We start from the raw sequence: 12,439 nt of genomic DNA, 5'->3' as shown, positions 1-12,439 counted from the left end.
AATCCTGAATAACTCCGGACACAATTTCGGAAGCAGACGCACTTCCTCCATTTGTTAGAACTATTAATGGAATTTCTGTATCTGTGGGTTGGTTGAGGGTTTTATAAGTTTTGTTCCATTGTTCCATTTTACCTCTGGTAGACACTACTTCCCGCCCCTTAGGAATAAACACATTAGAAACATTCACAGCCTCGCTAAGCAACCCTCCTGGGTTACCTCGTAAATCAAGAATAATTTTGTTGGCTCCTTTACCTTTTAAATCCTTAACAGCATCAGCCACCTCCCGGCCTGCTTCCGTTGTAAAATCATCAAGCTTTATGTAACCGATATCTTCATGAATGATACCGAAGTAAGGCACATTATCTACTGTAATAGTTTCTCTAGTAATGGAGAACGTTAGAAGAGCCTTTTCTCCATAACGCTTAATTTTCACCTCTACGGTTGTATTTGCAGGCCCTTTAAGCATGGCGCTGACATCGGCAGTTTCACTCTCACTTATTTCCTTACCATCCACGGCTATTATTTCATCTCCCACTTTCAGGCCGGAATTATAGGCTGGAGCTCCCTCATAAGGCATGGTAATAAGTACCCGATCTTTAAGCTTACCGATTAAAGCTCCTATACCGGCATACTGACCAGTAGTCATAGTTCTAAAAGACTCTAAATCTTCTTCTGGGATGTAATTAGTATAAGGATCAAGGGAGGTAAGCATAGCATCAATCCCTGTATTGATCAGTTGATCTGGATCAACCTCATCGACATAATAGACATTTACTTCTTTAAACAGCGTAGCAAAAATGTCTAGGTTTTTAGCTATTTGAAAATACCGATCTGGCGGTGAGATGGCTGAAATAAGCCCCACACAAATTATCAGTATAAAAACATGCCTTCGGTTAAGTACTTTTCTTCCTTTCATCTACAGTAGAACCTCTTTTCTTTTTCAAACGTTCACTAATATTTATCAGCTTCCGCTCTATGTCTTGATAAGACAAAATTTCTTTAGCAGTATAAATATAGGCAATACGCAACTTTTGTTCATCAGGAAAAAGAGTCTTATTGAGTCTATAGGCTTCTCGAGTTCTTCTTTTAAGCAGGTTTCTTTTAACAGCCTTTTTGAAATTCCTCTTTGGAATAGAAATTAATATTTGGTGAACAGGGCTGTCACTTGCAGGCAAGAAAAAAACCTTGAATGGGTATAAATAAAAAGAGGAACCCTTAGCAAAGAGTTCCTGAATTTCTTTTTTCTTATATAGTCTCTCTGACTTTTTTAAAGTCTCTGGCATTACGCGAAAGCTATTTCAATAGATAAAACTTTACTGCGTAACCTCACGATTACGAGCTTAAAAAAGAAGAGAATTATTTGTGAGTTTTCTCGTCAGAAACAGTAAGTTTTTTTCTTCCTTTAGCTCTTCTTCTTGCTAAAACCGCTCTACCATTAGCAGACTCCATTCTAGATCTGAAACCGTGCTTGTTCTTTCTTTTTCTTTGCGATGGTTGAAATGTCCTTTTCATTACTTTATAATTTTAACTCTTAACAAGAAATACAATTTTCTAATTTAAATAAGGCTGCAAAGATAAATAGCTTTTCGATATTATCAAACAAGCAGACGTTATTTATCCGTATTTTTAATTGATAAACAAATATACTACGGATTTTGATAACATAAAACCTGCACAAAATCTTAATAATAAAGATATTTTGTAACTATGGACTAGCTTTGATAAAAATCAGTAGATATGAATTACAGACTTACTTTAAATAACCCACTCTCCCACTTTATCAATATAGAATTAGAAATAAATAATATTTCGAATAATGAAACTACATTGGCGTTACCCATTTGGCGACCAGGTAGATACGAAGCGGCTAACTTTGCTAAATACCTTAAGAATTTTACTATTACTAATGACACAGGTGAAGAATTAACTTATACAAAGCCTTCTCACAGCCAATGGAAAATTAATACCACTAACGAAGAAAAAATAAAGGTTAGCTACAATTTTTATGCTAATAAAATGGATGCCGGAGGCAGTTGGTTTGATGATACTCAAATTTATATCAACTTTATTAATTGCATGATTTACGATACTTCTCGAATGAATAACATTTGTGAAGTGGCAATTAATATTCCTGATGATTACTTTGTGGCTTGTGGTTTACCAAGAGAAGAAGGTGTGTTAACCGCAAAAGATTACTATGAACTTGTGGACAGCCCACTTTTAGCATCTGCCACCATGTATCATGAAAATTACCTAGTGGGTGAAACTAATTTTCATATATGGGTAAATGGAAAAAATGACCTTAATTTAGATACTGTTAGTAAAGACTTTAAAAAATTTACTACAACACAAATTGAAATAATGGGTGAGTTTCCTGAGAAAGAATATCACTTTTTAATTCATGCACTCCCATTTAAATTTTACCATGGGGTAGAACATCATGATTCTACGGTTATTTGTCTTGGTCCTGGTGAAAATTTAAACACTGAAGAAGCTTATACACAACTTTTAGGTATCAGCTCGCATGAGCTTCTCCATGCTTGGAATATTATAAAAATAAGGCCAAGCGAATTAATGCCATATGACTTTAACGCTGATGCGATATTTCCTACTGGCTTTGTAGCTGAGGGCTTTACAACTTACTATGGTGATTTATTTTTATCAAAAAGCGGGGTTTTTAACAAAGAATCTTATTTCAAGGAGTTAAACACATTATTTAAAAGACATTTTAACAATTTTGGCAGGCTCAACTATTCTGTATATGATTCATCTCTTGACTTGTGGGTGGATGGGTACGCACTCAACTTTCCTGATAGAAAAAGTTCTATTTATGTAGAAGGAGCGATGGTAGCCTTATGTCTTGATTTAATGATAAGACAGAAGACCAAGAGTGAAAAATCATTAGATGACGTTATGCGTATATTGTGGAATAAACATGGAAAAACAGCTATCGGTTATACTTACCAAGATGTTATAAACATTTGCTCAGAAGTATATGGAGATGACTTGAAAGACTTTTTCCAAAAACACGTAGAAGGTGTAGAAGACAAATACGTAATCATCAATTCTTTGTTAAAATATGTAGGCTGTAGCCTTATAAAAAGTGAGTCAAATATTGTGTTAGAAAACCTGTTGGGTATTAAGCTCACCAATACTCCTTCGGAGGGAAAAGATCATTTCAAAATTGCTCACATCGCCCCTGAATCTATCAGCGAAAGCTATTTTGCTCTCAATGATGAAGTAATCAGTATCAATGGAGAAAAACCAGCCATAGAAACCCTTAATGCTCCGGCTCTTGAAGCGTATGATTTTGTGGTTAAAAGAAGTTTTGGCAGAGAACTTAGTTTTACCATCACTCCTGCTCATGAACGTTACTTCCACCAATACACGATATCTCCAGTAAACTCTCCAAGTGAGAGTCAGCAAAATGCCTTTCTTGCTTGGACAGGACACTCATTAAAATAGAAAAGGCGGCCAATTGGCCGCCTTTTCTATTTTAAGATGATTTTATTCTTATTGAAATTTACTATCGGGGATAGCATCATTCACTTTTATTTCGCTGGTTTCAACATTTAACTTCATTCCACCGCCCATAGGCTGTACCATAGTGAATGGAAATTTAATTCCAGATACTTCTTTATAATCTTGAAAGTCTGTAGCCAATTCCATCTCGCCTTGTGGCGCTTTAACTACTCTTACTTGTCTGATTTTATAACCAGTTTTAGTATCAAAATATAAAGTAAAGCTATTACCTGATTTAGAAGTTAATTTAATGGCATAAGCTTCAGTCCCATCAATTTTTTCAACACCAGTAAGTTCTGCTTTTACACCTGATTTAACATAATTTAATTCAGGAAAAAGGCTAGCCTCTAGTAACAATTCTTCTTTTGAATTCTCATCTAAAGGAACTTTATTACCCATCTGGCTCACCTCAATGTTATCACCATTTACTAATTGTTTGCTAATAACTGAACCCGCCATTTTAATCTCCATCAAAAACTTATTTGGAGCCTTTTTATAGGCCTCGAGCTCTAAACTTCTTCCCATCATATCAGCGGTCATTTTTGACGTTAAAGTTTTTACTGATTCTAACTTTTCTTTACCGCCAATGACTTTAATGTAATTATCAATCACCTTTTGTCCTGTTAGGCCTTCAGGGATTGTTGCTTTAATAGCAGGATCATACTCCTCTCCTTTGATGTCAAAATACTTTACTTCACCAAACTGTGATAACTTATCAGCCACCTCAGAGGCCTTGCCTACCACAACAATATTAGCATGATCAGGAGTAATGTACTTATCAGCAGCCATTTTCACATCATTTAAAGTGGTGGCCGATACATTTTTAAGGTAATTAGCATAATAATCTTCGGGCAAATTATAGCGCGCAGTATTAATGGCAAAACTTGCTATAGTTGAAGGCTCTTCTAACGATCTGGCAAAACTCCCTATGATGGAGGCCTTGGCCGCATCGAGTTCAGTTTGTTTCACTTCCTCGTTTCGTATCTTTTTTAATTCTTTTAAAAATTCGAATACTGCACTATCCGTTACTTCATTTCTTACACTGGCAGAGGCGGTAAAATCGCCAACAAGCTCATCGCTAGAAATAGAAGAACGCGCACCATAAGTATAGGCCTTATCTTCACGCAAATTCTGCATTAAACGAGAAGAGAAGCTTCCTCCAAGAATTTGGTTCATCACTCTTGCCTGGATACCATCGGTTTGTCCTGGTTTTAAGTTTACGGGGTAGCTTACATTAATTACAGACTGAACACTAGAAGACCTGTCTACCATGGCTACATAAGTTTTAGCAGGACTTTCAGGCACAGGGTAAGTTTCTGTAGGTACATCTCCCTTTTCCCAATCGCTAAAATACTTGTTGACTAACTTCTTGGCTTGTTTAAACTTAATATCACCCACTACAGCTAAGTAAGCTACATTGGGTTTAAAGTAAGTTGCATAATACCTACTAGCATCTTCAACAGTAATGTTCTCTACCGTTTCTTCAGTGGTAATCTCTCCGTAAGGATGATTTTTTCCGTACACCAAAACATCGGTTACATTACCTGCAATGGCATTAGGGTTTTCTTTACTAGCAGCTAAACTTGATAAGGTCTGTTTTCTGATTTTCTCCAATTCTGTGTTGGAAAATGCCGGATGGAATAAAACGTCAGTCATTAAATCCAATAACTTATCAGTGTGCTTGGTTAAACTAGCTGCATACACTCCATGTGCTGAAGTACTTAATGAGGCTCCAATAAAATCGATCTCCTCATCTAGTTCTGCTTTGGTTTTATTAGTAGTACCACTTCTTAAAAGCTGGCCAGTCATAGATACATACCCTGCTTTATCACCTTCCATTATAGGGTCTACATCTAATGTTAATGAAAATGCTACCCTAGGAATTTTATGATTTTCTACCACGTAAACCTTTAATCCGTTGTCTAGTTCAAATGATTGATATTTACCAATTTGAATTTTAGGGGCAGCGGCAGGCTCAGGGGCTTTACTTCTATCAACCTGAGCAAACAGACTCATTGAAAACAACAAGCCCAGTATTGAAAATATTACCTTTGTTCTCATTATTCGTTGTCAGTTTTAGGTTGATTTTCTTCCGTTTCCGGCTTAGCAGACTCAGGCAAATAATGTAATACTACACGGTTAGTCGCTTTTAAGTATTGATTGGCTACCCTTTTTATATCTTCTCTCGTCACTTTCATGTAACGGTCGATTTCTGTATTGATAAGGTTAGCATCTCCAAAATACACGTGGTAGTTAGCTAAATTCTCAGCTATGCCAGTAACTCTACTATTTTCAGTTACGATGTCACTTTCCACCTGATTTCTGATTTTTTGGAATTCTTTCTCAGAAATGAGTTCCTTTTTCACTTTTTCGATTTCGGCATTCATACCTTCCTCTAATTTATCAGCCGAGACACCAACATTGGCTAAACCAAACATTAGGTATAAGCCTGGGTCTTCAGATCCGAAAGGAATTGCAGCCACTTGCATAGCAATTTGCTCTTCATCCACTAACTTTTTATACATTCTAGCACTTTGACCTCCAGATAGCAAAGTACTCAACATATTTAATGCATAATAATCATCTGTTCCCTGTGCTGGCATATGGTACGCTTCTATTACAGCAGGAAGCTGAATTTTATCATAGATTATATCCCTTACCTCTTCCTTTTGCTCCGGCTCCACTTCCTTAGGGCGAGGCACTTCGTGGCCTCCTTTTGGAATATCAGCAAAGTACGCCTCTATCCATTTTTTAGCTTCTTCAATGTCTAAATCTCCCGCAATGGACAAAGTTGCATTTTCAGGAACATAAAAAGTTTTATAGAAATCTCTGAACTCTTCAATTTTAGCAGCATTCAAATGATCTAAAGAACCGATGGTAGTCCATCTGTATGGGTGTACTTTATATGCTCTTTTGCTGATTTCAGACAATATTGAGCCATAAGGTTGGTTATCTATACGCTGACGCTTTTCCTCTTTTACTACTTCACGCTGCGTTTCCACACCTACCTCATCAACCTTAGCATGCATTAATCTTTCTGACTCTAGCCATAAACCAAGCTTCAACTCATTAGAAGGCAAAACTTCGTAATAAAATGTACGGTCATTTGATGTATTAGCATTGTTAGTACCTCCAGCATTGGTAATGTACTTATCAAACTCTCCTCGGGCAATGTTTTCACTACCTTCGAATAGCAAATGCTCAAAGAAATGAGCAAAACCAGTGCGACTAGGATCTTCATTTTTAGAGCCAACATGATACATCATGGTTACAGCCACAATAGGAGTACTGTTGTCTTGATGTAAAATTACATGCAGCCCATTTTTAAGATCATATTCAGTAAATTCTATTTTCTTGCTTTGAGCATTAACAACAATGGCTACAGCAAGCAACAGAATAAACAATAATCCTGTTTTTTTCATTGTTTAGGTTTTATAATGTTTATTAAAACAGATGGTTTAAAATCTCTTTAGCCTGATGCCATTCTAAACGAGGGCCAAACTGCGTCACCACTTTTGATGAAGCCAAACTTGCTAATTTTCCGGCCTCGGCCATGCTATGTCCATTTGTGATAGCATAAAGAAATGCTCCTGCAAATAAGTCTCCTGCTCCATTTGTATCTACTGCATCTACTTTATAAGGCTCAATATCTACAAAAGTATCACCATCAAAAATCATGGCTCCATTTTCACCCAAAGTAACAGCAAACCTTTTTGCCACTTTTTTCAACTCTTCTCTGGCTTCGAGCATGGTCTCTTTTCCTGTAAATAATAATGCTTCTTCTTCATTACAAAACAGCAAATCAACACTAGCGCCTACTACTGCCTCCATTGGCTCTTTAAAGTATTTCACCATACTAGGGTCAGAGAAAGTAAGGGCTACTTTTACTCCATTGTCTTCTGCTAATTTTTTAGCATATTTCATCGCCTTTTGGCCGTTTTCAGAAGTTATTAAATAACCTTCAATATATAAATATTCTGAGTCTTTTAATTTAGCCTCATCTATAAGTTCTTCTGTATAAGATGCCGTAATTCCTAAATAGGTATTCATTGTTCTGGCAGCATCGGGAGTTGTCATTACTAAACACTTGCCTGTAATTCCTTCAGGGGCTGTAGCTTCAGTAAGTAAGGTATCTACTCCATTGTCTTTCAAATCATTTAAATAAAACTTACCCATCTCATCATTAGCCACCTTACAGCTGTAGAAGCACTTTGCACCAAACTGCCCAGCACCAATAACAGTATTAGCCGCAGAACCTCCACATTTCATATTAGCTTCTTCTAAATTAATCGCCTCCACTAATTCTGTTTGACGATCTTCTTCCACTAATGTCATGAAGCTCTTTTCAATTTTATATTGCTCCAAAAAGTTATCATCAACTTCTGTTACAATATCTACCAAGGCATTACCCATGCCATACACATCATATTTCTTTTTCATACTCTGATATTTTATATAAATGACGGGCTAAATTAAGTTTTTAGTACAGTAATTAAAAGCCCTGCGATTTTAGAGGGTTACTCAGCTACTTTTACGGTTAGCCCTAAAGCTTTTGCTTTGTTAGGATAGTCAGTAATAATTCCATCCACCTTCCACCTGATAAGTCTTTTAAATTCAGCGTCTTCATTAACAGTCCATGGAATAACTTTAATATTTAATTTATGTAAAGCTTTTACATCTGCCTCGGAAATTAATGTGTAATCAGGGCTATAAATTTCTGGCTTAAACCCTAGCTGTGCTAAGTTGGTGGTTACTGAATTTTTATTTTCTACTAATGCTGCCAATTTTACCTGAGGGTGTTTATCATGCCAGTACCTTAGTACTCTAAAATCAAAAGACTGGATGATTATACGATCCCACGGTAAATACTGATCGATAAGCGAATATACCAGATCAGAAAACTCTTCTGGTTTAGGGTGCAATTCACCATCTCCTTCTTCGGTGCTTTTTATCTCGATGTTATAATTAACTTCATATTGAGTTACGCTCTTGACATGTTGTTCCACAGCCTTAATCACATCACTTAAAAGAGGTTTATTCACTACCATTTTCTGCTGCTGAGGAAAACGAGTATTATTTAAACTACCGCAATCAAATCCCTTCACTTGCTCATAAGTCATTTCATAGATTTTGTACTCTTCATCTGGTCCAATAGCAGAACTATCGATATTTAAACAAATGGCAGGTGATATGTAAGGATCGTGCGATACCACCACGCGTTTGTCTTTAGTGATTACTACATCTAACTCCACAGTGGTTATGCCTTGATCCAGACCATAAATAAAAGCCGGAATGGTATTTTCAGGCATCATTCCTCTCGCTCCGCGATGCCCCTGTATATCGATTTTTTGAGCCATAGAGACATTAATTAATGTTAAGCATACGATTATTAAAGAGATTCTTTTCATGGTTTTGATAATGTTATACCCTATTTGTAATTTAAATTACATGTATAATATGAAGTAATAAAAAATTCTTGACGACTTCTATCAATGATAGAAAACGTCAAAATGCTAAAATTGATATATAAAGAAATTTATTAAGGCATAAAAAAAGCCTGAAATTCAGGCTTTTGATTTTAAAATTGAAGATCTGCGACCACTGGAAAGTGATCTGATGGATAGTGCAAATTGTATGAGTCTGTAAGGGTAGCATGATCTAACACTTGAAAACCATCATTTACGAAAATATAATCGATACGCTGAGTCGATTGTTTATTAAACTCAAATCCGTTGTAAGTGCCTACCCCTCCATAATGTGGAATTTCTGACAGGAGATATGTGTCTTTCATTTTTTTAGTAATAACTAAATAGGGTTTTGTTTCAGGCGTAAAATTAAAATCACCAGAAAGTATCACTTTTGCATTGCCTGCCTTTTCAGCTATTTGACTCAATATTAATTTTACACTTTCTTCTCGGGCTGTTACACCCACATGGTCAAAATGTGTGTTAAAATAATAGATAACTTCTTGTGAGCCCTTATGCTTTAACTTACCCCATGTACATATTCTTGGTAGCGCAGCATCCCATCCTTTTTTTATTTCGGAGGGTGTCTCATTTAACCAAAAAGTTCCGGAATCTAATAATTTAAAAACAGTAGTATTATAATAAATAGCACTATACTCGCCCTTATCTTCACCATTATCACGCCCTACACCTATATAACTGAATTGAGGCAAAGCCTTATCTATATAATTGATTTGATGATTTAGCGCCTCTTGCACGCCAAATAAGTCTGGCGAATGATACTGCAACAAGCCGATAAGATGTTCTTTCCTTTTATCCCAGTTATTTTCAGCATCATTAGGGTTGTCATATTTGATGTTATAAGTCATTAGCCTTATTTGATGGTGTTCATTTCTAATGGACGTGGCCTGAAAAAGAGGGTAAGATAAAAGCACCCACACCAGAATAACGGCTAGTTTACTATATATTTTCATTTTAATATCATGCGTTTGAGCTTGTAAACCATAAATGTATTAAAAAAATACAGCTTTCATTTTAGCAATATATTTTCTTAACATAAACTTCATTATCACTAAATAACAGGCACAAAAAAGCCCCGAACTAAAGTCCGAGGCTTCAACCCAAGTAAAGGTATATTTAGTTAACCAAAGTAAAATTCTTAGCATTAGTAGTGGACGAACTTGAGCCCACAAAAACAGTAAACTCACCTGGCTCAGCACCAAATTTTAGATCATGATTATAAAAAGAAAGGTCTTCTTCTGTCAGTTCAAAAGACACAGTTTTAGTTTCCCCTGGCGCCAGCATTATCTTTTCAAATCCTTTTAACTCTTTTACAGGTCTTGTAATGCTACCCACTATGTCTCTGATGTACAACTGCACCACTTCCGCTCCTTTTACCTGACCTGTATTGGTAACATCTACCGATACATTGAGCTTATCATGCATAGCTACATTTTCTGCACTTAACTTTACATCGCTGTATTTAAAACTTGTATAACTGAGTCCATACCCAAAAGGGTAAAGAGGATCATTAGTAACATCTAAATAATTTGATCTAAATTTCTGAAACCATCCACCTTCAGGTAAAGGCCTACCTGTATTTTTATGGTTATAATACAATGGCACTTGTCCTACATTTTGAGGGAAAGTAGCAGTAAGTTTTCCTGATGGGTTAACATCACCAAACAATACGTCAGCAATAGCATTGCCGGCTTCAGTACCAGCAAACCAAGCATTTAGTATGGCAGGTACGTTATCATTTTCCCATTTTATAGCCATAGGTCTTCCTGCAAATAATACCATTACTACTGGCTTCCCTGTTTTTAACATGGCCTTCATTAAATCTCTTTGATTCTCAGGAATCTCAATATCCGATTTACTAGAGCTTTCTCCAGCCATCTCCGCTGACTCTCCCATTGCCATTACTATAACATCGGCATTCTTGGCTATGGCATTAGCCTCCCTAATCATTTCTGATGCAGACCTCGAGTCTCTGTATGTAGGCTTCCCAAAAATACTTACCCTGCTTTCGAGCAAAGAATCAGCTGTAACATTGGCTCCACGAGCATACTTTACATTGCTCGCCCCTACTACTGCCTCCAAGCCTTGTTTTAATGAAATAGACTTTTTGAAATCACCAGCTACACTCCACGTTCCGGCCATGTTCTCACTATTGTCAGCCATTGGACCTACCAAAGCTATTTTAGTGTCTTTTTTTAATGGCAATATGTTATTATCATTTTTAAGTAACACTAAAGTCTGAGCGGCCAATTCACGAGCTTCTTTTCTATGCTCAGCAGTAAAAATGTCCGTTTTAGCCCTATTCACATCACAATATTTGTAAGGATCCTCAAACAGTCCTAATTTATATTTGGCTTCGAGAATTCTTCTGCAGGCTTCATTTATTTGTTCTTCTTTAATTACCCCTTCATCTAAAGACGCCTTCAACGTGGTCAAAAAGCCTTCGCCCACCATGTCCATGTCTACACCAGCATCAAGAGACCTGGCAGAAACAGTTTTTAAATCACCAATACCATGAGCTACCATCTCGTTAATAGCCGTATAATCCGTAACCACAAAACCATTAAAGCCCCATTGTTTTCTAAGCAAATCAGTCATTAACCATTTATTAGCACTTGCAGGAATTCCATCCACCTCATTAAATGAAGTCATAACGGTGCCCACACCAGCATCTACAGCTGCTTTGTAAGGCAGTAAGTACTCATTAAACATTTTTACCTTACCCATATCTACCGTATTATAATCTCTACCGGCCTCAACTGCTCCATATAATGCAAAGTGCTTCACACATGCCAAAATTGTTTTTTCATCGGTAAGGTCATCTCCCTGATAACCATGCACCATCGCCTTAGCTATTTTGGCTCCCAGATAAGGGTCTTCTCCACTACCTTCCGAAATTCTACCCCACCTTGGGTCTCGTGACACATCCACCATAGGAGAAAATGTCCAACAGATACCATCTGCTGTAGCCTCTTTAGCTGCTATCTGGGCAGTTCTTTCAATTAAGCCCATATCCCAACTACAGCTAAGCCCCAAAGGAATAGGAAATAAGGTTTGATAACCGTGAATAACGTCCATTCCAAAAATCAATGGAATTTTCATTCTGCTTTCTTCAACCGCAATCTTTTGAACATCACGAATCTTCTCGGCAGACTTAATATTAAATAGCCCTCCTACTTTACCTTCTTTAATTTTTGAGGCAATGTCAGAACTATTGGCCTGCCCGGTAGTAATGTCTCCTGAAGAAGGCAAGTTGAGCTGCCCCAATTTTTCTTCAAGTGTCATTTCATGAAGTAGTGAATCAATAAATTGATTGGCTTCTGAAGCCTTGCCAGTAGTATGCTCTACCTTACTACAACTTGCAAAAAAACTGGCTATGATTATTAAAGATAAAAAATGCCTTATCATAATATGTGTTAGTAAATTCTGTT

Annotated in this window: 10 protein-coding genes (1 of these 10 only partly in view); 1 reads left to right on the top strand and 9 read right to left on the bottom strand. The window is 36.7% G+C overall.

Features of this window, described 5'->3' with window-relative positions; all coding sequences use genetic code 11:
- The 3 genes from ACXACQ_RS05960 to rpmH form a co-directional block, all read right to left on the bottom strand.
- On the bottom strand, positions 1-916 hold the 5' portion of the coding sequence (locus ACXACQ_RS05960) for a S41 family peptidase (protein ID WP_474975022.1). It extends 743 nt beyond the left edge of the window; 916 of the gene's 1,659 nt are visible here — the first part of the coding sequence; the start codon lies at positions 914-916; the stop codon falls past the left edge of the window.
- Positions 894-1,283, bottom strand: a complete 390-nt coding sequence (gene rnpA / locus ACXACQ_RS05955; protein ID WP_474975021.1) for a ribonuclease P protein component — start codon at positions 1,281-1,283, stop codon at positions 894-896. The genes ACXACQ_RS05960 and rnpA overlap by 23 nt, the downstream gene beginning before the upstream one ends.
- A 73-nt stretch (positions 1,284-1,356) precedes the next feature.
- Positions 1,357-1,512, bottom strand: a complete 156-nt coding sequence (rpmH, locus tag ACXACQ_RS05950; RefSeq protein ID WP_155170611.1) for a 50S ribosomal protein L34 — start codon at positions 1,510-1,512, stop codon at positions 1,357-1,359.
- A 225-nt stretch (positions 1,513-1,737) separates the two neighbouring features.
- Here rpmH and ACXACQ_RS05945 point away from each other — a divergent pair, with 225 nt between their 5' ends.
- Entirely contained in the window at positions 1,738-3,465 is a 1,728-nt protein-coding gene (locus tag ACXACQ_RS05945; RefSeq protein ID WP_474975020.1) for a M61 family metallopeptidase, read from the top strand.
- Between the two features lie 48 nt (positions 3,466-3,513).
- Here the strand turns inward: ACXACQ_RS05945 and ACXACQ_RS05940 are convergent, their stop codons facing one another.
- The 6 genes from ACXACQ_RS05940 to bglX all read right to left on the bottom strand — a co-directional run bounded on the left by ACXACQ_RS05940 (position 3,514) and on the right by bglX (position 12,416).
- Positions 3,514-5,583: a M16 family metallopeptidase gene (locus ACXACQ_RS05940; RefSeq protein ID WP_474975019.1), complete on the bottom strand. Its 2,070-nt coding sequence runs from the start codon at positions 5,581-5,583 to the stop codon at positions 3,514-3,516.
- The gene (locus ACXACQ_RS05935) at positions 5,583-6,944 is read right to left on the bottom strand and encodes a M16 family metallopeptidase (protein ID WP_474975018.1); all 1,362 of its coding nucleotides are present in this window, start codon (positions 6,942-6,944) and stop codon (positions 5,583-5,585) included. The genes ACXACQ_RS05940 and ACXACQ_RS05935 overlap by 1 nt, the downstream gene beginning before the upstream one ends.
- A 22-nt stretch (positions 6,945-6,966) precedes the next feature.
- On the bottom strand, positions 6,967-7,962 hold the full coding sequence (locus ACXACQ_RS05930) for an adenosine kinase (protein WP_474975017.1): 996 nt from the start codon (positions 7,960-7,962) through the stop codon (positions 6,967-6,969).
- Between the two features lie 77 nt (positions 7,963-8,039).
- Positions 8,040-8,879: a glycerophosphodiester phosphodiesterase family protein gene (locus ACXACQ_RS05925; protein ID WP_474975016.1), complete on the bottom strand. Its 840-nt coding sequence runs from the start codon at positions 8,877-8,879 to the stop codon at positions 8,040-8,042.
- 221 nt (positions 8,880-9,100) lie between these two features.
- On the bottom strand, positions 9,101-9,961 hold the full coding sequence (locus tag ACXACQ_RS05920; RefSeq protein WP_474975015.1) for an endonuclease/exonuclease/phosphatase family protein: 861 nt from the start codon (positions 9,959-9,961) through the stop codon (positions 9,101-9,103).
- 163 nt (positions 9,962-10,124) lie between these two features.
- Positions 10,125-12,416, bottom strand: coding sequence for a beta-glucosidase BglX (gene bglX, locus ACXACQ_RS05915; protein WP_474975014.1), 2,292 nt, complete (start codon positions 12,414-12,416; stop codon positions 10,125-10,127).
- Positions 12,417-12,439 lie beyond the last annotated feature (23 nt).

This window comes from Fulvivirga sp. AWR4_260 (assembly GCF_056158185.1).
This window is presented reverse-complemented; position numbering and strand designations above follow the sequence as displayed.

Coding starts and splice junctions, on each gene's coding strand:
- rnpA (WP_474975021.1), bottom strand. CDS start 1,283: ATGCCAGAGACTTTAAAAAAGTCAGAGAGACTATATAAGAAAAAAGAA.
- rpmH (WP_155170611.1), bottom strand. CDS start 1,512: ATGAAAAGGACATTTCAACCATCGCAAAGAAAAAGAAAGAACAAGCAC.
- ACXACQ_RS05920 (WP_474975015.1), bottom strand. CDS start 9,961: ATGAAAATATATAGTAAACTAGCCGTTATTCTGGTGTGGGTGCTTTTA.
- ACXACQ_RS05945 (WP_474975020.1), top strand. CDS start 1,738: ATGAATTACAGACTTACTTTAAATAACCCACTCTCCCACTTTATCAAT.
- ACXACQ_RS05940 (WP_474975019.1), bottom strand. CDS start 5,583: ATGAGAACAAAGGTAATATTTTCAATACTGGGCTTGTTGTTTTCAATG.
- ACXACQ_RS05925 (WP_474975016.1), bottom strand. CDS start 8,879: ATGGCTCAAAAAATCGATATACAGGGGCATCGCGGAGCGAGAGGAATG.
- bglX (WP_474975014.1), bottom strand. CDS start 12,416: ATGATAAGGCATTTTTTATCTTTAATAATCATAGCCAGTTTTTTTGCA.
- ACXACQ_RS05930 (WP_474975017.1), bottom strand. CDS start 7,962: ATGAAAAAGAAATATGATGTGTATGGCATGGGTAATGCCTTGGTAGAT.
- ACXACQ_RS05935 (WP_474975018.1), bottom strand. CDS start 6,944: ATGAAAAAAACAGGATTATTGTTTATTCTGTTGCTTGCTGTAGCCATT.